This is a genomic window from Arthrobacter cheniae, from assembly GCF_003602275.1.
Lineage (GTDB): Bacteria > Actinomycetota > Actinomycetes > Actinomycetales > Micrococcaceae > Arthrobacter_D > Arthrobacter_D cheniae.
The window spans coordinates 457,136-481,779 of sequence record NZ_QZVT01000001.1 but is presented as its reverse complement, the minus strand read 5'-3'; the positions used below and the strand labels follow the sequence as shown (position 1 = coordinate 481,779).

Genomic DNA, 24,644 nt, shown 5'->3' with positions numbered 1-24,644 from the left:
GCCATGGACCCGTCCTCGGGCTGCGCCGCGTCCGGGTCCGGTCAGTGGTCCTAGTACTCGCGGCTCGCGAGCACTTCCTTGGCCTGCTCCGGCGTGAAGGCAGATTCCTCGGTGACCACGCGGGCCGGGACCTCTTCGCCTGCGACCACCTTGGCGGCCAGGTCCATGAGCTGGTCGCCGAGGAGAGGGTTGCACTCCACGATGTAGTTGATCTTGCCCTCGGCGAGCGCCGCCATGCCGTCCTTCACGGCGTCGACCGTGATGATCTTGATGTCCTTGCCGGGAACCTTGCCCGCGGCCTCGATGGCTTCGATCGCGCCGAGTCCCATGTCGTCGTTGTGCGCGTAGACGACGTCGATGTCCGGCGTGTTCTTGAGGAAGGCCTCCATGACCTGCTTGCCGCCGCTTCGCGTGAAGTCGCCGGTCTGCGACTCGACGATCTTCAGGTCCGGATCCGCGGCGATCGCTGCCTCGAAACCTTCCTTCCTGTCGATGGCGGGAGCGGCTCCGGTGGTGCCCTGCAGCTCGACGATGTTCACGGGGCCCTCCGTCGACGCAGAGTCCTCCACGAGCCAGTCGCCCGCCTTCTTGCCCTCCTCGACGAAGTCGGAGCCGAGGAACGTCTTGTACAGGGATGTGTCCGCGGAGTCGACGGAGCGATCGGTGAGGATGACGGGGATGTCGGCGTCCTTCGCTTCCTTCAGTACGGTGTCCCACCCCGACTCGACGACGGGCGAGAAGGCAATCACGTCCACCTGCTGCTGGATGTAGGACCGGATGGCCTTGATCTGGTTCTCCTGCTTCTGCTGGGCGTCGGAGAACTTCAGGTCCACGCCGGCCTCCTTGGCGGACTCCTGCACCGATTTGGTGTTCGCCGTGCGCCAGCCGCTCTCTGCGCCGACCTGGGCGAAGCCCATGGTGATCCCGTCCTCGGAGCCTCCGCCGCCGCCGCCGGTCCCGGCTCCTCCACCGCACGCGGTGAGGGCGAGGGTCGTGGCCGCGATGACCGTTACGAAAGTTTTCTTGAACACTGCTGCCTCCTGGATGTAGGAACCACAGCAAGGATCGAGTGCACCGTCGTTGCTGCGCGGGCTTCATGCCCTCCGAGAATTGTGAACGCTAACAATTTGCCGGTCAAGTGATTTGAGACACAACTCGGCCACACTCCTTGACAGCGGGTGTTTCCATCGAAGCAGGGGGATCGGCAGCGGTTGGGTGCGGCGGTCCGCCTGGATTCGCGGAGGAAGGGGTGGAAGTGTGACTGACGTGACCACCCCCCGGAATCCCAGCCTCACCGACGTGGCTTCCCTGGCTGGAGTTTCGCACCAGACCGTCTCCCGCGTGGTCAATCGGAGACCGAATGTCAGCGAGGCGACGCGGCGCAAAGTACGCGCTGCCATCCTCGAACTCGACTACCGCCCGAACGCCGCCGCACGCTGGCTCGCAACCGGGAGGACCCACTCCATCGGAATCCTCGCAGGCGAACTGGCTCAGTACGGTCCCTCGAGCGTCCTCATGGGCATCCAGGACGCAGCCCGGAGGGCCGGCTATTTCCTGACAGTGGTGACACTCAAGGACTATTCCGTGCCCACGATCGATGAGGCCCTCAGCGACCTGCTGAACCACGGCGTGGAGGGTGTCATCGCTATCACCCCCCACGTATCGGCCCTCGAGGTGCTCGCGACGGTGCAGACGGGCATCCCGATGCTCACCGTCGGCGGCGGCCACCATCGGGTCGGTGACATCGCGCTGGACCAGGAGAGTGCTGCGGCCGACGCCGTCGACCACCTCGTGGCTCTCGGGCACGAGCGGATCGCCCATCTCGCCGGTCCGCTCGACTGGGTGGACGCCCAGCGCCGGCTGGAGGGCTGGCGCTCGGCCCTGAAGGACCATCAGCTGGCCGAGGGCCCCGTCTATCAGGGCGACTGGAGCGCGCGGTCGGGCTACGAGGCCGGGCGGGCCATCGACGTGTCGGGCGGACCCACCGCCATCTTCGTGAGCAACGACCAGATGGCACTCGGGTTGCTGAAGGCTCTGAAGGAACGCGGGTGCCGGGTTCCGGCGGACATCAGCGTCATCGGGTTCGACGACGTCCCGGAGGCGGAGTACTACGAGCCGTCCCTCACCACTCTCCGCCAGGAGTTCCATGACCTCGGGCGTCTCTGCATCGAAGAGCTGATCGGTCTGGAGCCGGCGTCCTCCGCAGCAGATGCATCCAGCCCCAGGCTGGTGGTGCGCTCGAGTACGGCCCCGGCGAGGGGGCGCGACGCCCCCTGCTAGCACACGATGCGGGCATACGGGGCCTCTCCTGATAAACTGGACCTACTGGCCTGCGCACGTCGGATATCTCCGTCGGTTCACAGCGCGGCCTGCGTCGATGAGCGCATTCTTTTGTCCCGCATTTAGCTCCCAGGATCGTGAGCGCGGTAGACACTGTCTGACTTTTCTTCGGCGAACCCCTGCGTCAACCGATGCCGGGGAAGATGAGAAGAAAGTTCGTGTACTTCACATGACTACTTTTGCTGCCCTTGGTGTGCCCAAAGCGCTGGTCGAGAACCTCGCCGCGCAGGGGATCACCGAACCATTCCCCATCCAGGTGAAGTCCCTTCCCGATTCGCTGGCCGGACGCGACGTTCTCGGTCGCGGCCGCACCGGCTCGGGCAAGACCCTCGCCTTCGCGCTTCCCATGGTCGCGCGCCTTGCCGAGCAGGAAGCGGCCTACCGCCGCAAGCCGGGGCGTCCCCTGGCCCTCGTGCTCGCCCCGACCCGTGAGCTCGCCACCCAGATCAACGCGACGGTGGAACCCCTGGCCAACGAGCTCGGCCTGAATACCACCGTGATCTACGGCGGGGTTTCCCAGCAGCGCCAGGAGAAGGCACTGCGAGCGGGCGTCGATATCGTCATCGCCTGCCCGGGACGCCTCGAGGACCTGATGCGCCAGAGGCTCATCAGCCTCGAATCGGTGGAGATCACCATCCTCGACGAGGCCGACCACATGGCCGACCTCGGGTTCCTTCCCGTCGTCAAGAAGCTGCTCGACACGACGCCGGCCGACGGCCAGCGCCTGTTGTTCTCGGCCACGCTCGACAACGGCGTGGACAAGGTCGTCAACCGGTACATGACCAAGCCGGTCACCCACTCGGTCGATGATCCGCAGGCAGCGGTCACCACCATGGAGCACCATGTGCTGCTCATCGGTGACCAGACGCAGAAGAAGCAGCTGATCGTCCAGCTCGCATCGGGTACCGGACGCCGCCTGCTGTTCATGCGAACGAAGCACCACGCACGCAAGCTCGCCAAGACCCTCACCGATGCCGGTATCCCCGCCGTCGACCTGCACGGCAACCTGTCGCAGAATGCCCGCGACCGGAACCTCGCCGAGTTCTCCACGGGCGACGTACGGGTGCTCGTCGCGACGGACGTCGCCGCGCGCGGCGTTCACGTGGACGACGTCGAACTCGTGGTCCACGTCGATCCGCCGACCGAGCACAAGGCATACCTGCACCGCTCCGGCCGTACGGCCCGCGCGGGTTCGTCGGGCAAGGTGGTCACGATCACGCTGCCCGAGGAGAAGTCCGAGGTACAGAAGCTGATGAAGGCGGCCGGCGTCGATGTCGCCTTCCAGAACGTCAAGGCCACCTCTCCGCTGGTCCAGTCGCTCATCGGCGACGTGGCGGACAAGATCGACCCCCGCACCCGCGCAGCCCTTCTCGCCCAGCGCGAGACGAGCCGCGGTGATGGGACGTCGACGGGTGCCAACGCCGAGCGGAAGCGCGCACGCCGTGGAGCCGCAGCTCCCGCAGCAGGTGGACGCGGAGGACGTGGCGGACGCGGACGTGTCTCCGCCGACCCGCAGTCCGCCCAGGGCAACCGCGCCGAGCGCCGCAAGGACCAGCCGCAGGCGCCTCGCTTCGGCACCGACACCGGTGCTGCTGCCAAGACCGGTGGATCACGCCGCCGCTCCGAGGAGCCCCGCACGACGTCGGAGACGACGACGCGCAGCCGTCGTCCGGCATCGGGACAGCGCGTGGGCGACGCCGTCCGTCGCCCCGCCGCCGCGGCTCCTGCCGCCGGCGGCCAGCGCAGCCACGCGCCGTCGTCGGCACCGCGCGCCGAGGGTGCCCGCCGTCCCGGTGGCTCCCGCCGGGCGAATGCGCCGGCGTCGAATGACCGCCGCACGCGCTAGTACCAACGAGCCGCACGCATAATGAAGGTCCCTACCCGCACGGGTAGGGACCTTTCTGCGTCGAGGGAGGGTGCAGCAGCAGGCGGTGTGCGGAACAATGGAGAAATGAACGCACTCCTGAACGTCATCTGGCTCCTGTTCGGCGGCATCTGGCTGGCTCTCGGCTACTTCGCGGCAGGGATCATCTGTTGCGCGCTGATCGTCACCATCCCGTTCGGCATCGCCTCGTTCAGGATCGGGGTCTACGCCCTGTGGCCCTTCGGGCAGACGGTGGTGAACCGGGGCGCGCGCACGGGCGCGTTCTCCGCGGTCGGGAACGTCATCTGGCTGCTGGTCGCCGGAATCTGGATCGCCATCGGCCACGTGCTCACAGCCATCCCGATGTTCGTCAGCATCATCGGCATCCCGCTCGGTATCGCCAACCTGAAGCTGATCCCGGTGTCGCTGGCGCCGCTCGGCAAGGTCATCGTCCCGTCGTCGGGACCGTACCTGCAGACCTACCGCTGACGCGCGGGACCGCCGGGACAGCAAAAAGGGCCGCCGCATCATCCGATCGCGGCGGCCCTTTTCGCGGGTGCTAGTCCGAACCCCCGACGACGGTCGACCCGCCGGCGCCCTTCGAACCGGGCCTGTCCGCGTTCTTCAGCAGATCACCGAGTAGCGCGATGATGTCGAGTCCCGTGGTGTCCTTGACCATCTGGGTGGTCTGCTGGACACCTGTCGAGACATTCCTGCTGAGCTGGCTCGCGCCATCGTTGGAGATGACCGTCATGGTGTCGATCGCGCCCATCGGTGCTGCGATCTCACGGGCCATGGCCGGAAGGACCTCCAGGACCTTGGACAGGATGGCGGCCTGGTTGAACTTCTGGTAGGCCTCGGCCTGTGCAGCGATAGCGGCTGCTTCCGCCTTTCCCCGGGCTTCGGTCGACTCCGCCTCCGCGTTGCCGCGTGAGGCTATGACCGTTGCTTCCGCACGTCCCTTGGCCGTGTTGATCGCTGCTTCCGCGGTACCCCGTGCGGTGTTCGCCGCGGCGTCGGCTTCAGCTGCCACCCGGTCGCCTTCGGCGACGAGCTTCCGCTTCGCGAGATCCACCCGGGCTTCGATCTCGGTGGCCGCGGATGCCCTACGACGCTCCTCGAGCTTCGCTTCCGCCTGCTGGATCAGTCGGTACTTCTCGGCGTCGGCGGGCTTGCGGACCTCGGTATCGAGCTCGCGCTCACGCAGTTCCGCACGGCGCAGGGCAACCTGCTGCTCGCGGATGATGACCTGCTCGTTCTGCTCCGCCTGCGCCAACGGTCCTGCGGCGTCGGCACGGGCCTGCCGTGCGTCGGCCTCTTCCTTGAGCTCGGCGCGCCGGATCGTGAGCTGCTGCTGCGCCAGCGCCACCTGCTCGTCCGAGATGGCGCGGGCCTGCTCCGATTCCTGCACCGAACGCGCCTCTGCGATCTTCGCGTTGCGCTCCGCCGACGCCGCTTCCGGGCGCCCGAGGTTCTTCAGGTAACCCGAATCGTCGTCGACCGACTGGATCTGGAAGGTGTCGATCTCCAGGCCCTGGTTGTGCATGGAGTGCTCGGCCTCCTCCTTGACGCTCTTGGCGAAGGTGGCACGATCCCGGATGATCGACTCGACGGTCAGGGTGCCGACGATGGAGCGCAGCGAGCCGGAGAGCGTCTCCTGCGTGTAGTGGTCGATGGCGTCCTGCTGGTTGAGGAATCGCTGAGCCGCCTTGCGGACGGCGTCCGCGTCCCCGCCGACCTTGACCTGGGCCACGCCGGTGAGATGCAGCTTGATCCCGTTGAGCGAGATGCCCTCGATCCGGAGCGAGACCTGCCGCGAGGCGAGGGACAGCGGGTAGGCCCGCTGCGTGAACGGATTGATGAAGACGCGGCCGAAGACGACGCGCTGGCTGTCGACGTCGGGCTGGCCCTTGCTGTCCTTGGACGAGATGATCAGGGCCTGGTCGGGACTGGCGATATGGAGAGCCATCCTCGCGAGGATCGCCACAACGATGAGGACGACAACGAGGAGGATGGCTCCGATGACGATCGGTACGAACGAGAAATCCACTGCGACCCTTTCAACGGTCTTTCGAATTGCCTCCGGCGCAGCATCTGCGCGCCGGAGGATGGTCAAGCTACTGCCTGCCCTGCTGTGATCCGACCCCCATGTCGTCGAAGTAGATGTTTCTGGTCGTTGGATGGTTAACCGGCTGCGACGCCCGTCAGGAACGCCTGCATCAGGGGCCCGCCGGAGGTCGAGCCGAGTTCGCCCTCCTCGACGAAGACGGCGACGGCGAGGTCTCCCTGCAATGCAACGACCCACGCATGCGTCCGAGGGGGAGTCTCACTGCCGAATTCGGCGGTCCCGGTCTTGGCCAGCACGGGTTCACCCGGGACGTCCTGCAGCAGTTGTGCCCCGCCCTGGGCGACGACGGCGGTCATGAGGGTCTTGAGCGTCGCGGATTCAGCCGCGGTGAATGCACTCGGCTCTGCTTCATCGGTGGGCGCCGGGGATGCGGATCCCTGGGGCGCTTCGGAGGCTGCAGCGCTCTCGGTGCCCGGCTCCGGTTCCGCCTGCTCCCCGGATGCGAGGAGGGTCGGCGTGACGCGCGAGCCCGCACCGACGGACGCTGCCATCGTCGCGAGGGAGAGCGGTGAGACCAGGACCTCGCCCTGGCCGATCATGGCTGCGGCGTGCGCCGTCCCCTCGGCCTCGGTAGGCACGGAGCCGAAGAAGGCCGGCGTGCCGATGCTCGCCGTGACGCCGATGCCGAGGTCCGTAGCCGCGTTCGCGAGCTCATCCTGGCTGATGTCGTCCCGAGCGGAGATGAAGCCGGTGTTACAGGACTGCGCGAAGGTTTCCAGGAGCGGGATGGTGCCGAGGAACTGCGCAGGGAACGTGCTCGCGTTGTTGAAGGTCCGGCCGTCTACCGTCACCTCCTCGTTGCACTCGGTGGGGGTCTCCGGCGTGAACCCCTGCCTGAGAAGCGCGAGGCTCGTGGCGATCTTGAACGTGGATCCCGGCGGGTACTGGCCGAGGAGGGCGGTCTGCAGCCCTTCGCTGCCGGGCCCGTTGGCGGCAGCGAGTATCTCACCCGTGCTCGGCCGGATGGCCACGATCGACGACGCCGAGGGCTCGTCGGAGAGAACGTCCTCGCCGAGGGCCTGCAGACGCGGATCGAGCGTCGTTGCCAGATCCTGACCGTCGACCGCGGGCTTTTCGAACAGGCGTTGCGACGGAGTGTCGGGCGCCTCGATGGGGGCAGCGTCGACTGCAAGTCCCGGCGTTCCTCCGAGCCGGTCATTGTGCTGCAGCTGCAGCCCGCCGAGTCCCGTGACGTCCCCGGCGCGGATGGCGCCGTCGGACTGCTCCACGAGTTCCTCGGTGGCCGCGCCCACGCTGCCGAGCAGCTCCCGGGCGAACGTGCGGGTGGGTGCGAGTTCGAGCGTGTCCGACTCGCGGAAGGCGCCCGGGATGGCATCGATCTGTGCGTCGGTGACGGTTCGCGCGGCGTCGTCGCGCAGGACGACCGCCACGACGAACGCCTCAGCCCCCGCCTCCGCAACCTGCTGCTCATAGGCGGCAGGGTCGAGCTCGAGCAGGGTCGCGAGCGCGCGCGCCGACGCCGCCTGTTCCACCTCGGGGACCTGCGTCTTGTCGATGCCGACGCGGAGGACGGGCCGCTGGGTGACGATAACCTCGCCGCCCGCACCGGTGATGTCCCCGCGGTCCCCGGGGACGCTCGTCAGGACCAGCTTCTCGTCCGGGAGGAGATTCGGGACGAACACGCCAGGTGCCCACTCGGCCTGCCAGACGTCCTCGACGCGCGTGAGGTCCGCCGTCGTGCTGTAGGTCCAGTCCTGGTCGGTGTCGTCGAGGTCCCACACGTAGTCGAGGGTCGCCGTCGCGCTGTCCTCCCCGGTCTCCTCGACTCCTGCGACGGTGACCGTCGGAGCAGGCGGCACGAAGCCCTCGGTGATCGCGGTGAGCTGGCCGGTCACCTCGGCCGGCTGCGCGGCGGTGAAGGCCGACTGCGCGACGTCGAGCCGTGCCAGTCCCTCGGCAAGCGTCCGGGCGGCGTCCTCGGCCGTCGGACGGTCATCGGTGCAGGCCGCGAGCGTGAGGGCAAGGACGGCAGCGGTCAGGACGGAGGTCGCGCGATGAAGGTTCCCCATACGGCCCATTATGACCGAGAACAGGAAAGGCCCCGGCTGGAGCAACCGTGCGCCACGCCGGGAGCGTCGAGCGGGCCGACCGGTGCAGGTGGTTCACCTGCACCGGTCGGCCGCCTGGTCCACCGGTGCAGGCAGTATCCTGTGCCGGTCGGATCAGGCGGTGGCGGCCAGTCGCGTGACGAGGGAGTGGGCGCGAGCCTGTTTGACGAGATCGGCGCACCGCTCGCCGATCATCATGGTGGTGATGTTCGGGTTCACGGTCGTGAGTTCCGGCATGACGGAGGCATCGGCGACCCGCAGGTTCCGGATGTCCGTCGGGCCCTGCGGATGCCGGCGATCATCACGCGCATGTCGCGCGGATCGATGAAGTAGCGCGGGTCGACCATCGGCTTGTCCCGGAAGTCACTGCTCCGCAGTCACACGGTCCCGCGGGAACGGGCATGCCTGACGTTCGGTGTGAGGCAGGCCGGTCGAGGCCTTCCTCCGTCGTCGCGAAGGTCCCGATCCCCCTGTAACGCAGCTCAGCCACGCAGCCGTTCCATGCCTGGATCGAAAAGAGGCTCAGCCGTGACGGTGGCAGCGAGGCGTTTTCCGAAATACTCGACCTCTAGGGATCACCGATGCCGACGGTGGCGGGCAGCCACGCGTACGCTATCGGCTTCTGGACGGAGTAGCCGTACGCGGCACTCGTGACGTAGCCGGCGGCCTCACCACTGACGTACACCGGTTCCTTGCCGAGAACCATGGAGGTTCCGTCGTCGATCGTGAGGCAACGCAGGGCTCTGGTGGCAGGCTGGTCCTTCCGGGTAGCCAGCGCCTTCGCTCCGACCGAGCCTGCGTTGTCCTTGGCGATGGAGAAACCCAGGCCGGATTCGTAGGGGTGGTGCTCGGAGGTCATGTCCGTGCCCCACAGCCGGTATCCCTTCTCCAGTCGCAGGCTGTTGAAGGCGCCGCGCCCGGCTGCAATGATGCCGTGCTCCTGCCCGGCGTCGAACAGGAGATCCCAGAGCTTCAGTCCGTGGTCGGCGGTGGTGTAGAGCTCCCGGCCGAGTTCGCCCACATACGAGAGCCGCATGGCGGTGACCGGGATGCCGCCGACCGAGATCTGCTTGGTCCGGAAATACTTCAGCCCCTCGTTGCTGAGGTCGTCACTGCTGACCTTGCCGATGACTTCCCGGGCAAGCGGCCCCCACAACCCGATGCAGCAGGTGCTGCCGGTGATGTCGGAGACATGTACCCACTGGGCGGGGTCCGCGGCCGACTGTTTCCGGGCGTGGACCCGGAGGTAGTCGAAGTTCACGTTGCTGTTCACGCCCAGTTGGAACAGTTCCTCTTCCAGCCGTGCGACTGTCACATCGCTGCGGATGCCGGCGTCGTCATTGAGCAGCAGGCAGTACGTCACAGCGCCCGGCTTCTTGGCGATATTGCCCGTACTGAGTCGCTGCAGCAGGGTCAGTGCGCCCGGACCGGTCACGGACAACCGTTTCAGCGGCGTCATGTCGTACAGGGCAGCCGCGGTACGCGTCCTCCACGCTTCTGCTGCGGAGATGGGGGAGGAGAACCGGGCGGACCACTCGTCGCGGTCCGGCGCCTGCCACTCCGCCGGAAGGGTTTCGAGCAGTCCGCGATTGGCTTCGAACCAGTGTGGGCGCTCCCATCCCGCGGACTCGAGGAAGAACGCGCCGAGCTCCTTCTGGCGGACGTTGAACGGACTGACGCGTAGGTCCCGGGGCGACGTCCTGGGCTGTAGCGGGTGCAGGATGTCGTAGATCTCCACGAAGTTCTGCTGGGCCGTCTCGCGGACGTAGGCGTCACTGGTCTGGACTTCCTCGAAGCGCGTCAGTTCGCAGCCGTGCAGGTCCGTGCGGGACTGACCCTCGATCAGCAGCTCCGCCATTGCTTTCGCGACGCCGGCAGAGTGCGTCACCCAGACGGCCTCGGCGACGAACAGACCTCCGACGTCGGGGGCTTCCCCCATCAGCGGGCCGCCGTCGGGCGTGAAGGAGAAGATTCCGTTGAAACCGTCGTCGATCCGGGCTGCGCGGAGGGCCGGCAGCAGATCCTGGGAGTCCTCCCAGGAGGAGGCGAAGTCCTCGGGCGTGAAGTCCAGGCGGGAGGGCATGCGGTGGTCGGACATGTGCTCGGCGTCGACTGCGGGCAGGTTGCCCATATCCACGGGCATGGGCTTGTGGGCATAGCTGCCGATGCCGATCCTGTCGCCGTGTTCGCGGAAGTAGAGGTCGCGATCCTGGTAGCGCAGGATGGGCTTGCTGGCCCCGTTCGGCAGGGTATCGGCACCGCGCAGTCCGTTCAGCGGCGTGGTCCTGACATACTGATGAGCCAGCGGCAGCAGCGGCACATCGAGGCCTGCGAGCTTCCCCAGCTCACGTCCCCAGAATCCGGCGCACGACACCCCGATGTCCGCCGGGATCACTCCGGCGGAGGTCTCGACGCCTGTCACCCTGCCTGCCGACTGCGTGACACCGGTGACCGTGGTGGAGCCGAGGTAGGCCACCCCTGCTTCACGGGTGCGGCTGATCAGCAGCTGTACGGCGCGGGCCGCCGAGGTGGAGCACTCACTCGCCGCCTAAAGAGATCGCCGCGCGAGTCAGACCATGGGCAGCCCCAGCGGTCATACGTCCACTTTGAGTCTGAGACGTCTCCTCTGGTCTTATCATCACGGCAATGGTCGGACGCCGGATCTAGACGATCTGTTGCCGTTAAGACAACGAAAAGCACAGCCTTGGCAGTTCTACGACTTGCACTCGATGGACCGCGGACCGAACAAGCGCCGAACAGTGGGACAGTCCGTCCCGCTGTTGGTTGCCACAGAGCCCTTACGCCAGCGTGCCGTAAAATCGTTGAGGGGGCTCATCTGCACGCTATCCGAAGGTTCCCATGCACACCGTGTCCTCCTCCGGTCCCGCTCGCGTGGGGTCCCGCCGAGAGGCAGCGTCCGAGAGGACGCGCGTCCGGCCGGACATCCAGGGCCTGCGAGCCCTGGCGGTCGTGGTGGTGGTGCTGGATCACCTGATCGGGTGGCCGAGCGGCGGCTTCATCGGCGTGGACATCTTCTTCGTCATCTCCGGCTTCCTCATCACTGGCCTTCTCCTCCGGGAGTTCGAGAAGACCGGGCGCATCTCCTTCGGTGACTTCTACCGCCGGCGCATCAAGCGGATCATCCCGGCGTCCGCCGCCGCGATCCTGGCCACCCTGCTCGGCGCCTTCGCGGTCTTCGGGCCCTCCCGCTTCCTCGAGACGGCGCAGGACGGCGGGGCAGCGGCGCTGTTCGGGGCCAACTGGCGTTTCGCGGCCGATGGCACCGACTACTTCCGTGTTGGCGTCCCGGTTTCTCCCCTGCAGCACTTCTGGTCCTTGTCCGTCGAGGAGCAGTTCTACTTCGTGTGGCCCGCCGTCATGCTCCTGGTGCTGGCACTGGTGGCGAGACACCCGAGCGGCGGCCGTTCCCGGGCCAGGGTCGGCGCGGGCCTGATGATCGGCCTGATCTCCGCGGCATCGTTCGCGTGGGCTCTCTGGGAAACCCAGTCCTCGCCTACGCAGGCGTACTTCTCCACGTTCTCCCGTGCCTGGGAACTCGGTGCCGGAGCAGCGCTGGCCTGTGCCGCGCCGCTGTGCTCACGGCTCGCACCACGGGTACGCCCGTTGCTCGCCTGGCTGGGCATGGGCCTGATGCTGGCCGCGCTGTTCCTCATCGACTCGTCCTCGGCCTTCCCTGCGCCGTGGGCTCTCCTCCCGGTCCTCGGCGCGGTCCTCGTGATCCTGGCCGGTACGGGTGCGGAGCACCACGCGTTCCTGCTGCCCCTGACCAATCCCGTGAGCGGGTACCTCGGCAACATCTCCTACTCGCTGTACCTCTGGCACTTCCCGGTGGTCATTCTCGGCGGCGCCGTGTTCCTCAACCGCGCTCCCCTGTTCTACCTGGGATGCGCTGCCGCGATGCTCCTCCTCGCGGTGTTCTCCTACCACCTCATCGAGGATCCCGTCCGCAGGTCCACCTGGCTCTCCGGCTGGAAGGCGAGGGCCGGAGGTACGACGACGGCGGACAGGAGAACGGCGCGGGGCGCCGGCTTCCGGCGGGCCGCAGCAGCGACCGCACTCACGGCGGTGGTGTGCGCTGTGAGCATCCCCCACATCCCCGCGCATTCGCGGAGTATCCAGCTGTCAAACACACCCGCCGTCGATGTCTCGGAGGAGACCGCGGCACTGCAGGAGCAGATTCGCGCGGCCCTCCGCAGCAGTGACTGGCCCGAGCTGGACCCGACCATTGACGAGGCCATGAACGGCCAGTTAGCTCCCGCGGACATCACTGCCTGCGGCGGCACGGGGCCCATCACCGTCAGCGCCTGCACCTGGGGTGACCCCGATGCCACCCGGCGGGTGGTGGTGGTCGGTGATTCCATCGCCATCTCGTGGACGTCAGCCCTACGGGAGGCCGTGGGCTCCACCGACGGCTGGGCGGTCACCGGACTCGGGACATCGGGGTGCACCTTCACCGAGCTCCTGATCCGGAACCCGTCGGCAAGGCTGCTCCGGGCGTGCGAGGGGCGTAAGGAGCAGGTGGTGGAGGCGATCAATGATCTCCGGCCGGACGTGGTGATCATCGCCAACACCTACGAACCCCGCTTCCCCATGGGCCGGGATGAATCCCTGACCACCGAGGAGTGGAAGGACAGCACGGCGAGCATCGTCTCCCGCTTCAGCGATTCCGTGGGTTCCGTCGTCTTCCTCTCACCCCCACCCCTCACCACAGACATCCAAAAGTGCTACTCGAAGATCGCCGAACCATCCTTCTGCGCGGGGCAGGTCCGCCAGCGGTGGCGCACGTTCGCCACCGCGGAGCAGGAGCTCGCTGGCGAGCTCAACGGCTCCTTCATCTCCCCGGAACTGTGGTTCTGTGCGGAGGGCTGGTGCCCGAGCTTTGTGGGGAGCACCCCGGTGATGCGGGATCTCGTCCACATGACGCCCTCCTACCAGCTCGAGATCGCGCCCGCACTGCGCAGCGAACTCCTGGACCGGGGCATCCTCCGATCCCGACAGTCCTCCCCAGAAAATCGGTGACCAACCACAACAGCGGCCCCCGCTCCACATACGACCACCCACACTGCGTCAAGAGAGCATGAGACCGACCCACCACTGGCTCACTCTCATATCGCCCACTCATACCGTGGGAATACGCCCGGGCAGGTGGAACAGCAGTCCGATTGTCGACTCCTTTTGAAGCTCCGCCGGCAATCCGCCGATAACCGATCGTTATGTCTACTTTTGATGCCCCGTCCCAGCTCTACTACTCTGTGACTGGATTACTACCGTTCTGCTACCGAACCGCTTCACACGGATACCGCCAAGAGCCACCACGTCTGAACTCCGCGTCCAATGCACCTTGTCGAACATTTGTCGATACGAGTGACTGGCAGGCAGCGTCCGCAAAATTTGAGCCGACCATATCACCGCCGTCGTCGGACCTGGCAACGCTCTCGGTGCCCAGTTGGGCCACGCCTACGGTGGATGTCGTAACCACGCCGACCAGTACCTCAATCTGCGATGCGGAGTTGTAGGAGCCAGTAAAACGAGCTGCGGCGGTGTTCGTCCTCCGGGCTAGGTTGGGGAAGGCATAAGTCGAGAATGGCGACAAGGACCTGCCAGCTGGCTACCTGCTCGTTTTAGCGGTCAATGAGCGCCCCTCAGGCAACACCGTGGCGCTGCAGGACAAGCAGCACGAAAACCTCTGTGGGACTGCCCGACAAGTAACGGCGTCGCGGAAGCAATCCCTGATGCTGTCCGGCCGACATCAACTGGAAGCGGCTAGGCATCGATCACCAGATCGGTCCGCGCGGTGGAGCAGCAGGGCAGGAACTTGCCTGCATCGATCTCCCGAGCCCGGATCCCGCCCTGGTGGTTCATCTCGATCTCCCCGGAAAGCTTGACGACCTTGCAGGAGCCGCACATGCCTTCCTTGCAGTTCGCGCCGATCCTGACTCCCGCACGCTGGGCCACCCCCAGGATGTGTTCAGTGGGGTCGATGCGCACATTGACCCCGGTGCGCAGAAAGGACAGCCTGAGGCTTCCCGTTCCGACCGTGTCAAAGCTCGAGACATCGGGGGACGCCGCTTCCTGCTCCGCGTCCGGGCTCCCGTCGGGAGCTTGGAGACCGGGCGCATCCGGGTCGGCTGTTTCCAGCGGCAGTCCAGTGGCTTCCAGGGTTCCCTCGGCGTCGTAGCCGGGCTCGTAGAGCCCGAATGCGGTGGGCTGGCTTTCGTAGTAGTCCTCGGCGGAATCAGCAATTTCCTCGGCGATTTCCTCCGCGATGTCCACTGCATGGGCGAGCTCCACCTGGTATTCAAGGAGCGTCTGGCGGTTCCCAGAGAAGAATTCCATGTGGATGGAGGTGTCATCGACGCCGAGCTTCTCGAGAAGCTCGGCGGCGGTGTTCAGGTAAGCCTCGGGGCCGCAGGCATAGACCAGGCGGCCATTGGCATCGGGAGCCACCTCGTCGAGCATGGCCGCCGTGAGCCTTCCGGTGAGCCATTCCCATCCCTCGGGTTCCTTGGTGCGCTCCCCCAGGGAGTAGAAGATCTTGACGCGTGTGTCCACTGAGGCGATGTAGGCCAACTCCTGGTGGAACGCAAAGCCTCCGGCTGCCGCTCCGTGATAGAGCACCACGACATCGGCCTGGCCGGGCAGGGAGTGGATGGTCCGCAACATCGACATGATGGGGGTGATGCCTGCGCCGGCGGCCAGCAGGAGGTACCGTGCGCGCCGGTCGGCGTCGGGCAGGTGGAATGCCCCGACCGGCCCGAGCATCTCGAGGACGGTGCCGGGTTTGACGTTTTCGTGCACCCACGGTGAGACCAGTCCCGTGGGGTCGCGTTTGACGGTGATGTCGAAGGTCCACGGCCGGGTGGGTGAACTGGACAGTGAGTAACTTCGGTCCACCGCGTCCTGGTCCTCGCCGTTCACGGGAAAGGCGACGTTCACGTACTGGCCTGAACGGAACGCCAGGGGCGCACCGTCGGAGCGGCGGAACACGAAAGTCATCATGCCGCCCACCTCGGGAACGATCTCGACACATTCGGCCATGAACTCCTGCGGATACCAGGGACCCAACGCCCGGGCAGCACCGGCGGGTCCCTCGGTACTGCTCATCACCCTGTTCCACGGCATCTCAAGACCACGAATGCGCCGTGGTTCCTGAATTGTCGTGTCGCTGTGGAGTTCGATCATGCCAAGTGCTCCTGCACACGCTGCACGTACCAGTTGATGAACGCCTCGACCTGGTATTCGCTCTTCATGTACGGGCCTGGCTCATAAGCGGGGCTGCCGGCGCCCTTCTGGCACAGCTCCACGAACGCCTTGTCCTGCAGATTGGTCTGCTTCCAGGTGTGGGTGAGTTTCTCCAGGTCGTAATCGACGCCTTCCTCGGCGTCGTCGGCCACCAACCAGGTGGTGCGTACCAGTGTCTGGTGTTCGTTGACGGGGAAGACGGCGAACGTGATGACGTGGTCCCCCAGGAGATGGAACCAGCTGTTGGGCTGTAGGTGCATCGAGCAAGCGCCGAGGCGGAAGTCCCGCAGGTCGCCGAGCAGCTTCTTGGACAGCCTGCGGCCATCGGGCGAGAACGATTCGCCGACCCCGTCGAGCGACTCCCGTAAGATGCGGACACCCGCTACGCGGGTGTCGAGCTCCTCGACGATCTCATAGGGAAGACCATAACGGCGGCAACGGTCCTCGAGCGAGGACTGTGCATCTTTGTGGCGGTCCCACGCCCCCTCGAGATGGGGCGGGATCAGTCCCTCCGTCAGTCCCCAAGTGGGAAAGAGGGAACAGGCGAGTTCCGGGTGGCCGTCGCAGTGGTAGCACTCACGGTTGTTCTCCATGACGAGCTTCCAGTTGCCCTCCTCGACGATGTTCTGCTGGTAGGCGATTTTCGTCTTCGACAGCTCGTGAGGTGCGACGTAAGGTTCGAAGATCTTTGCGGTTTCGTCGAAATCCGTCGGTGGTTCGTCCGCAACGCAGACGAAGATGAGTCCGGCGACCACGCGGCTGTGGGCGCGCTTGAGGCCGAAGCAGCCCTTGTCGAACTTCGTTTCCCCCGGTGCCGAGGCATGGATCAGATTGCCGTTCGGGGAGTAGGTCCAGGAGTGATAGCCGCATACCAGGTTTCCCGTTGTCCCCGCGGGTTCGGTCATGACGCGGGCGCCGCGGTGGCGGCACACGTTGTGCAGGACGTTCACGCCGCCGTCGTCGTTGTGCAGCACGATCAGGGAGTAGGGCCCGTAGTCGACGGTGACGTAGTCGCCCGGCTCCGGGAGCTCGGCCATGCTCGCGGCAAAAATCCAGTGCTGACCGAAAATGGCCTGCATGTCGATGGTGAAGATCGTCGGATCGGTGTAGAAGGGGGCATCGAGGCAATATCCCACGCGCCGGAAAGCGAACAACTCGGTGATCTCCGCCAGCTGCTCGGCAGGCAAGGATGAAGCAAGTTTTCCGCGTGAGTTGAGGGGTACGTTCACTGGAGCAGACATGTGTTTCCTCCCGGGAGGGGTGGGTCAGGATGCGATTCGTAAAGACCCCGGGCTCGTAGGTGCAACCGGCGTTGTCTAAAGCGTGTAGTCATGAGATTAGTCACAATCGATCTGCACGAAAAGCGCAAGATTTGGGAGATAGCCGTGCACAATAGGTGCATGATCGATCCACGGCTTATCACCCTTCGGGTGTTCGCGGGGTGCGGCACCGTTGGCGCAACCGCGGAGCTCACGGGTTACTCCCCCTCCGCCGTCTCCGCGCAGTTGCGCGAGCTCCAGCGCGTGCTTGGAATGCAGCTGCTGACGAAGGACGGCCGGGGTGTGCGGTTGACCGCCACGGGCCGCTTTCTCGTGGCAGGCTCGGACACCCTCATCGCGGAATGGGAGAGCCTTCGCGCCGCGGCATTGAAGGCCGGCGACCAAGTGCAGTCCCATTTTGGCCTCGGCGGATTCTCCACGGCGGCCGCCCAGTTACTCGCTCCGCTGGCCGCCACCCTGCGCTCGACACGCCCCCTGCTGGAGGTGCAGGTACTCGAGGCCAATCCGGCCCGCTGCTTCGACTTGTTGGTTGCCGAGCGAATCGACCTCGCGGTGATCGTCGCCATGCAGTCCTACGCCTTTGTCGAGGACGATCCGCGCTTCGAGCAGACCGTTTTACTCGACGACCCCCTGGACGTGATCATTCCCTCCGACCACCCGTTGGCATCGCGGGAAACGGTGACGCTCGAAGAGCTGGCGTCGGAACCCTGGATCACCGAGACCGCCGGTTCCGCCTACCATTCCCTCTTCACCGCGGCGTTCACGGCAGTCGGGGTGACACCGCGGATTGCCCATGAGGCCGTTGAATGGGAAACCCAGATCGCCTTCGTCGGTGCGGGGCTGGGCGTGGGTCTGCTCCCACGACTGGCGCCCCTGCATAGTGGCGAGAACGTGGTTCGACTGCGCATCACCGGCAAGGGGAAGCCCGCGCGCCGCATTGTCGCTGCGGTGCGCAGGGGCAGCATCACATCGCCCCTAATCCAGGAGTCGCTCGGCATCCTGAAGGTAAGCGCTCATCGGATCCTTACTGCCCGACCCGAAGACGATCTTTAACATCGCCCAACCGCGGACGCGGTAGGCACCGGAGACGTCCCGCCCATCCGGGACTTTCACGATGCCTCGGAGGTGGGTGGGCCTCGGCAGCACGGGCTGGAATAAGCCTGTGCCGCCGAGACCGTTGCTACTCAAGGTGCTCGGTTATTTACTTTCCGGGCCTGGATGCCGGGGCTCCAGGGTCGGGATCCTCGCCGTAGGAGTTTCTGCCGGGCAATCCGAATTGACGCACTTCTCCGCGCATTCGTGTTTCGTCACGAGGTCGAACTGCACGCCGCCGTGTTGTTCCACGCCAGTGCGTATGGCCCGTTCCACCACGGATGTGGCCAGGCGACGCCGCAGGGAGAGGGGATCGCGACGCAGGTCCTTTGTGAGGGCGAAGCAGAGCAACATCATGACGAGCACGAACGGTAGCGCTGCCACGATGGTGATTCGCCGCAGGCCATCCAGGGCTTCCGATGGTTCATCGCCGCCGGCCAGCAGCATGACCGCCGCTACGGCGCCGGTGAGGCAGCCCCAGAAGATGACCACTCCACGACGGGGGTGCTCGGCACCATTGGAGCTGAGCGATCCCATCACGATGGAGGCAGCATCGGCGCCGGTGATGAAGAAGATGGCTACCAGAACCATGGCCAGCACGATGACGGCAGTGGTAGCCCAGCCAGGCATGCTCAGGTTCTTGATCAGGTCGAAGAGTGCTCCGTCGAAGTTGACGGACGGTGTCCCGTCCACCATGGTGACCAGGCCGGGTATGTTGGCCGCATCGGCTTCCTGCTGGACCTGGAAGGCGGCGCCTCCGAAGATCGCGAACCAGATCACGCTGACGATGCTGGGCACCAGCAACACACCGGTGACGAACTGGCGGATGGTGCGGCCGCGGCTGATGCGGGCGATGAAGAGGCCTACGAAAGGCGTCCAGGACACCCACCAGGCCCAGTAGAAGATCGTCCAGCCGGACATCCAGCTACGCAGTGACTCATCTCCGACCGCTTCGGTCCGGGACGACATCTCGGCCAGATCGCGGGCGTAGTCGCCGACCGCGGAGGGGATCAGGTTGAGGATGAAAAGGGTGGGGCCGACGACGAAGACGATCAGCGCGAGAACGACGGCCAGGACCATGTTGATGTTGGAGAGCCACTGGATGCCGCGGCTGATGCCGGAGACGGCTGAAGCGACGAAACAGGCGGTTAGGACGGCGACGATCACCACGAGTACGGGGGTGCCGATCTCGCCGAACCAACCGTTGGAGGTCATGCCGCTGCCGATCTGCAGGGCGCCCAGGCCCAACGATGCAGCGGTGCCGAACAGGGTGGCGAAGATGGCCAGGATGTTGATGAATTTCCCGATCGGACCCTCGACCGTCCTGACGCCGAAGAGCGACGTGAAGGCGACGGAGATCAGTTGCCGGCGACCCAGGCGGTAGGTCCCGTAGGCCATGGCGATACCCACAACGGCGTACATGGCCCACGGGTGCAGGGTCCAGTGGAAGATCGAGGTAGCCATCGCCGTCTGGATCGCTGCAGGTGTCCTTCCGTCCACTGTTCCAGGCGGTGGGGAGACGTAGTGGTAGAGCGGCTCGGCCACGCCGTAGAACATCAGCCCGATACCCATGCCGGCGGCGAACATCATCGAGACCCAGGAGACAGTACGGAATTCGGGCTTTTCACCGTCCTTGCCCAGCGGGATGTCACCGAACTTGCCCAGGGCCAGCCACAGGACGAAGATCACGAAGAGCGATGCCGTGAACATGAAGAACCATCCGGTGTACTCCATGACCCAGTTGAGGGCACCCGTGGACGTGCTGGACAGACTGTCGCGCCCCGTGAAGCCCCAGATGACGAAGGCGATGGCGATGGCGCCTGTGATCCCGAAAATAGTCTTGTCGAGTACGAGCTTGTGGCTCCGCCTATCCGCGACCGCCTGCTCGGTCTTGGCATGACGCAGCTCTTCGAGGATCTCGTCGTACTCGGCGTCCGGCAGAGAAGGCTCGCCTCCTTCCTCGGTCTCGAGGGCAGCAGCATTCCTGTCTCCTCCGCCGGAGGCACTGCTGACTGCTGAGCTTCTCTCCCTGCTTCCGAGTTCTTCGCGGAGTGAACCCTCTGCCACCCCGCTGTCAGCGGGCGGCTCCTCGGGTGTTTGGGACTTCAGGTCACTATTGAAAGCCATGAGCGGGTCCTTTGCTCTGTGCGGCATGGGCCTGCGATTGCGCAGGGCCCTCTGGAGTCAGACCGGGCGGAAGGCTTGGGCTTCGTCCGATTCGATAATCATGTTGTTGCCGACGACGATATGGATCTCGTGGGGCACTTCTCAGGGTCAAACCCCGAATCACTGATATGTTCTGATTACCATTAAGATATATCAGGGCTACTGTAGGGCAGGTCGGGGGACATGTCTATAGTTCTCGAGGACTACATAGCAGGCGGAGTGCATCCGCCGGGGCTATTGGTAGGCGGAGATCCCTGCAAATGCCGGGCCTGTCATTCTCATGGTTAAATATTGATATATCAGGATACTGAGTAGTAGGAGTCGGGGCGTCAAGGCTCGGACGTACCTCAGGAGGAGGCTCGGACATGGCGCGCGCTGGCGGATTACCGGTGGAAGCAGGCAGCTCGTTGGCGCCGCTTAGGCAGGATGACGAATCCTTCGCCGACTTCGCCTACAGGATGTTGTGTGACGAATTGATCGTTCTGGACATCAAGCCGGGTGAACCTCTCAATGACGAGGCGATCTCCCGGCGACTCGGCGTCGGCAGGACGCCGATCCGCGAAGCCATGAAGCGGCTTGAGAGTGACCATCTGGTGGTGGCCTACCCTCGGCGCGGAACATTCGCCGCTGGCGTGGATATCAAGGACCTGGCTGAGATCTCCGAGATCCGACAGCTCCTGGAGCCTGCGGCAGCCGCACGGGCCGCGCGGATCGCTTCGCCACAACTCCGGCAGGAGCTCCGGGAGTTCGCGTCGGAGGTCGGGCAGCTGTTACCAGGGATGCACTCACAGCAAGATCTCATGCGCCTGGACATGCGGGTTCATCGGACGATTTACCGGGCCACTGGCAGTCGGCACCTTGAAGACATTCTGGTCCGATACGACAACCTTGCGACGCGGATCTGGAGCCTGGTGCTCGAAAAGCTCCCGCCGGTATCCGAGCACATCGCCCAGCATATCGAGCTACTCGAGTGCATCGCGGCGGGGGACTCCGAAGCTGCTGCGCGGTTGACCACCCAGCACGTCACCGACTTCGAAAACCTCATCAGGGCGGTACTGTAGCGCGAGCCCGTACCCGCCCCGCATGAGCGGATATAGGAAACGGTGCCCCGAATACCCGAAGGATGGCAGTGGCCTTGGTGTGGATCTCTGCCAGTTCATCGTCAGGGTCGGAGTCGGCCGTGATGGCCCCGCCGATACCCACGGACAGCCGCTGGCCGTCCGTGGAATGAGTGGAGAACACGGCGCTACGAATAGTGACCGCCAGGTCGGCGGCGCCGGTGGGCGAGAAGTAGCCGACCACACCTGAATAAGGCCCGCGTGGTCGGGATTCCAATCGGTCGAGGATGTCCATGCTGCTGATTTTGGGAGCCCCTGTCATCGAACCCGGGGGATAGGCAGCCGCGACAACAGCCGCCCTTGACCGGTCCCGGGCAATCTTGGCTTCGATCGTGCTCACCAGTTGGTGCGCCGTCGTGTACGTCTCGACGTCGCAGAGCCGTGTGACCGAGACTGTTCCCGGCTGGGCATGGCGGGAGAGGTCGTTCCGCATCAGGTCCACGATCATGATGTTCTCCGCCCTGTCCTTCGTCGAGGTCCTGAGCTCATGCTTCAGCTGCCTGTCCGACTCTGGTGACGCGTCCCGCCGGCGGGTTCCCTTGATGGGTTCGGCACGGACCTGACCGTCCGCAGTGATACTGAGGAACCGCTCCGGCGAGGAGCTCGCGATCGCCACGGTGCCCAGCTGGACGAAGCTCGCGAACGGCGCCGGGCTGGCCCGGCGGAGTCTGCGATAGAAGTCCCACGGATCCAGGCTCTCGTGGAGGTCGTCGAAGATCTGAGTGGTGAGGCACACCTCGTAGGAATTCCCCTGCACGATCTCGTCCTGGCAGGCAGCGATCTTGCGCAGGTAGGACTGGCCGGAGTCCGCTCCGCTGAACTGTACGACCGGCAACCCGCTGCTGAGTCGGCGGGCCGCGGAGGGCAGGCGCCCGATTCGCAGTGCAGCGTCACTGCACCATCGCCTGCCTTCCGCACCGGCCTCGGCCAGAAGAAACACGCACCGCGCCTCATGATCGAAAACCACGGCCCGGCTGCAGCGGATCAACGAGGCATCTGGCAGCGGTGATTCCACTGCGTTCCCGCCACACTCCCGCTTGAGCTCGTAACCTAGGTAGCCCAGCCAGCCGAGGGCGAACTCCAGCCCGGAGGGAAGATCCGGATCCGGTGCCGGGTTGCTGTACCAGTTCCTTTCCAGCCAGCTGAAGAAGGGACCGGAAATTCGGGTGACCACCAGCTTCGATTCCACGGTGGTCACGCCGTTCGCATGCTGTGCCCTCATTCCGCGGGTGCCCGAATCGTCAGCCATGATGCTGTAGCGATTGCGTCCCGCCACGGGATCCGTGGCCGAGTTGGAGCTGTCCAGCCAGACGCGGTGGCTGGACAGTCCATAGAATTCGTGGAAAACCGCTTCCGGATCCGGATAGGCCTCAAGCGAGACACGGGAAAGGGACGGGGGAGCGGACAGTTGCCCGAACCCGCGAACTGCGGCGAGGGCCGGAAGCTGGGCCAGAGCATCGGCGGCGTGTAGCGGCGCCTCCGGGTGCGAAAGGTCCAGGACTGAGATCTCCGTCGGAGCCCCGAACCGGGAGTCCTGTGGCCCGGGGAGAACCCGGAGCATGCAGTGCCCGGAGGTGCCTCGGCCGGTGATGAGAACGACGTCGGGGCATTCGCCGGGCGCGTGCGGCAAATCCCTGTCGGCATCCCAATCGGTGTGGGTCCGCGCCGTACACACCGAATTCAGTACCTGCACGAGCATGGACACAAAGGCTTGCCCTTCACGTGTTTCCATATGTTCGACGGATACGACAACGGGTTCCACGGGATTACAGGTGTGCCCGGGGTGGATCATCCGGCCGATCCCCGGACCAGGGCACGTGATCGTTCCCGCGCGGCTTCGGTCGTGTGCAGAAGAAGCAGGGACGTGGTGACGGAGCCGACGCCGCCCGGAACAGGAGTCAGGGCCGCGGCGACGCCCCGCACGCTGTCCTCGTCGACGTCGCCGACGAGGGAGCCGTCAGGGAGGACGTTGGTGCCGACATCTATCACTACGGCCCCGGACGAAAGATGGGTGCCGTTCAACAGTCCCGTACGCCCGGCTGCGACGACTACGACGTCGGCGCTCCTGGTGTATCTCTCCAGGGGGCCTGATCTGGAGTGGCAGACAGTCACCGCGGCGTCGCGCTCGAGCAGCAGCAGGGATAGCGGTTTTCCCACCACGGCGGAACGACCGATGACGACCACGTTCCGGCCCGCCAGCGGGATGTCGAAGTGGTCGAGGATCTCGATCACGGCGCGGGCGGTGGCAGGTGCGAACGAGGGCAGGCCCACAGCAAGGCGGCCAAGACTCGACGGGTTCGCCCCATCGACGTCCTTCTCGGGGGTGATGTGCCCGACCAGCTTATCCGCCGCGACGCCGGGAGGCAGAGGCGTCTGGAGGATGATGCCGTGAATGGATGAATCCTCGCTGAGATCCTGCAGGACGGAAACCAGGATCTGTGCGGTGGCATCGGGGCCGAGGTCCACGATCCGGCAACTGATGCCAGTACCCTCGGCGGCACGTTCGATGGACCGGACGTACCAGTGCGTGGAGCCGTCGTCGGTGGCAACGACCACTGCAAGCGAGGGGTGGAATCCGTCGGCTTCGAGGTCGCGCGCCTCCTGGTGGGCCTTTTGCTTGATGGTCCTTGCCAATTCTTTCCCGGAGAGGAGTACGGCACTCAACCGAGGATCCTGTTCCGCACACGCCTCACGAGGGCGTCCGCCGCCAGGACGACCTTCTCTTCGAGGCCGTCGGTCTGGTCAGCCAAGCGCGAACGGGCCGCGGCGTCCTTAATGGCCACCACGTTGATGTCGATGTTCACCCGGGCGGTGGTCGCGGCTGCGCGGGCTGCGTCGGCAGCAGCAGCGATGTCGCTGATCACAGTGGTATTCGCAACCTCGAAGAGCTCCGTCGCCAGTTCCACGACGGTGCTGGCGAGCCCGATGAGCTGTGCAGGCGTTTGCGCCGCCAGGATGAGCGCCTCCTGGAGCGATGCCGTCCGTGCGGCTTTGAGCTCTTCCGTTCCGGACGGAAGCTTGTACGACTTCATGACGCCCTGGAACGCTTGTTCGTCGGCATCCGCTAGGCGCAGGGCTTCGGCTACCAGCCCGTCGGCGGCGCTGATGATCCTCCTGACGAGTTCGTCGTGCTGCTCGTATTTCACGCCGGTGGTGTATCTGGCCACCATGGCGACGAGCGCTGCCCCCTGGGCAGCGTGGAGCGCCGCGGCTGCGCCGCCGCCCGGGGTTGGTTCGCGTGAGGCAAGCCTTGCGAGGTAGGCGTCGATCGTTTCTGAACTGATCATGGATTCTCCTGGGCTGGAGCTTGGGCTGGAGCTTGGG

Annotated in this window: 15 protein-coding genes and 2 pseudogenes; 6 read left to right on the top strand and 11 right to left on the bottom strand. The window is 65.5% G+C overall.

The window, feature by feature from the left end; all coding sequences use genetic code 11:
• Positions 1 to 50 precede the first annotated feature (50 nt).
• A complete protein-coding gene (locus tag D6T63_RS02255; protein ID WP_120147375.1) occupies positions 51 to 1,031 on the bottom strand; it encodes an ABC transporter substrate-binding protein in 981 nt (326 codons plus the stop codon).
• Between the two features lie 226 nt (positions 1,032 to 1,257).
• Here D6T63_RS02255 and D6T63_RS02250 point away from each other — a divergent pair, with 226 nt between their 5' ends.
• The 3 genes from D6T63_RS02250 to D6T63_RS02240 all read left to right on the top strand — a co-directional run bounded on the left by D6T63_RS02250 (position 1,258) and on the right by D6T63_RS02240 (position 4,693).
• Positions 1,258 to 2,280, top strand: a complete 1,023-nt coding sequence (locus D6T63_RS02250) for a LacI family DNA-binding transcriptional regulator (protein WP_120147374.1) — start codon at positions 1,258 to 1,260, stop codon at positions 2,278 to 2,280.
• 229 nt (positions 2,281 to 2,509) lie between these two features.
• Positions 2,510 to 4,186 (top strand): DEAD/DEAH box helicase, encoded by a 1,677-nt coding sequence (locus D6T63_RS02245; protein ID WP_120147373.1) that lies wholly within the window; start codon positions 2,510 to 2,512, stop codon positions 4,184 to 4,186.
• 105 nt (positions 4,187 to 4,291) lie between these two features.
• Positions 4,292 to 4,693: a YccF domain-containing protein gene (locus D6T63_RS02240; RefSeq protein ID WP_120147372.1), complete on the top strand. Its 402-nt coding sequence runs from the start codon at positions 4,292 to 4,294 to the stop codon at positions 4,691 to 4,693.
• 70 nt (positions 4,694 to 4,763) lie between these two features.
• On the opposite strand, the gene D6T63_RS02235 is transcribed toward D6T63_RS02240, so the two are convergent.
• From D6T63_RS02235 to D6T63_RS02220, 4 genes and pseudogenes are all read right to left on the bottom strand, one after another.
• Positions 4,764 to 6,254: a flotillin family protein gene (locus D6T63_RS02235; protein WP_120147371.1), complete on the bottom strand. Its 1,491-nt coding sequence runs from the start codon at positions 6,252 to 6,254 to the stop codon at positions 4,764 to 4,766.
• A gap of 134 nt (positions 6,255 to 6,388) precedes the next feature.
• Positions 6,389 to 8,362, bottom strand: coding sequence for a penicillin-binding transpeptidase domain-containing protein (locus tag D6T63_RS02230; RefSeq protein ID WP_120147370.1), 1,974 nt, complete (start codon positions 8,360 to 8,362; stop codon positions 6,389 to 6,391).
• A gap of 153 nt (positions 8,363 to 8,515) precedes the next feature.
• A pseudogene (locus D6T63_RS02225) lies at positions 8,516 to 8,826 on the bottom strand (GMC oxidoreductase); the annotation flags it as partial.
• 57 nt (positions 8,827 to 8,883) lie between these two features.
• A pseudogene (locus D6T63_RS02220) lies at positions 8,884 to 10,925 on the bottom strand (GcvT family protein); the annotation flags it as partial.
• 335 nt (positions 10,926 to 11,260) lie between these two features.
• Between D6T63_RS02220 and D6T63_RS02215 the strand changes: the two are divergent.
• Positions 11,261 to 13,441, top strand: a complete 2,181-nt coding sequence (locus D6T63_RS02215; protein WP_120147369.1) for an acyltransferase family protein — start codon at positions 11,261 to 11,263, stop codon at positions 13,439 to 13,441.
• Positions 13,442 to 14,185: 744 nt separating this feature from the next.
• On the opposite strand, the gene D6T63_RS02210 is transcribed toward D6T63_RS02215, so the two are convergent.
• Entirely contained in the window at positions 14,186 to 15,604 is a 1,419-nt protein-coding gene (locus tag D6T63_RS02210; protein WP_120147368.1) for a ferredoxin reductase, read from the bottom strand.
• Positions 15,601 to 16,905 carry an aromatic ring-hydroxylating oxygenase subunit alpha gene (locus D6T63_RS02205; RefSeq protein ID WP_120147367.1) on the bottom strand — a complete coding sequence of 435 codons (1,305 nt, stop codon included), beginning with the start codon at positions 16,903 to 16,905 and terminating at the stop codon, positions 15,601 to 15,603. Before D6T63_RS02205 ends, D6T63_RS02210 begins: the two co-directional genes overlap by 4 nt.
• 159 nt (positions 16,906 to 17,064) lie before the next feature.
• Here D6T63_RS02205 and D6T63_RS02200 point away from each other — a divergent pair, with 159 nt between their 5' ends.
• Positions 17,065 to 17,997, top strand: a complete 933-nt coding sequence (locus D6T63_RS02200) for a LysR family transcriptional regulator (protein WP_120147584.1) — start codon at positions 17,065 to 17,067, stop codon at positions 17,995 to 17,997.
• A 144-nt stretch (positions 17,998 to 18,141) separates the two neighbouring features.
• On the opposite strand, the gene D6T63_RS02195 is transcribed toward D6T63_RS02200, so the two are convergent.
• On the bottom strand, positions 18,142 to 20,163 hold the full coding sequence (locus tag D6T63_RS02195) for a BCCT family transporter (protein ID WP_235830497.1): 2,022 nt from the start codon (positions 20,161 to 20,163) through the stop codon (positions 18,142 to 18,144).
• 404 nt (positions 20,164 to 20,567) lie between these two features.
• On the opposite strand from D6T63_RS02195, the gene D6T63_RS02190 reads away from it, so the two are divergent.
• The gene (locus tag D6T63_RS02190; RefSeq protein WP_120147365.1) at positions 20,568 to 21,263 is read left to right on the top strand and encodes a GntR family transcriptional regulator; all 696 of its coding nucleotides are present in this window, start codon (positions 20,568 to 20,570) and stop codon (positions 21,261 to 21,263) included.
• On the opposite strand, the gene pabB is transcribed toward D6T63_RS02190, so the two are convergent.
• The 3 genes from pabB to D6T63_RS02175 form a co-directional block, all read right to left on the bottom strand.
• Positions 21,247 to 23,019 carry an aminodeoxychorismate synthase component I gene (gene pabB, locus D6T63_RS02185; RefSeq protein ID WP_182976846.1) on the bottom strand — a complete coding sequence of 591 codons (1,773 nt, stop codon included), beginning with the start codon at positions 23,017 to 23,019 and terminating at the stop codon, positions 21,247 to 21,249. The genes D6T63_RS02190 and pabB overlap by 17 nt on opposite strands.
• Positions 23,020 to 23,108: 89 nt before the next feature.
• The gene (locus D6T63_RS02180) at positions 23,109 to 23,984 is read right to left on the bottom strand and encodes a bifunctional 5,10-methylenetetrahydrofolate dehydrogenase/5,10-methenyltetrahydrofolate cyclohydrolase (RefSeq protein WP_120147363.1); all 876 of its coding nucleotides are present in this window, start codon (positions 23,982 to 23,984) and stop codon (positions 23,109 to 23,111) included.
• On the bottom strand, positions 23,981 to 24,607 hold the full coding sequence (locus D6T63_RS02175) for a cyclodeaminase/cyclohydrolase family protein (protein WP_120147362.1): 627 nt from the start codon (positions 24,605 to 24,607) through the stop codon (positions 23,981 to 23,983). The genes D6T63_RS02180 and D6T63_RS02175 overlap by 4 nt, the downstream gene beginning before the upstream one ends.
• Positions 24,608 to 24,644 lie beyond the last annotated feature (37 nt).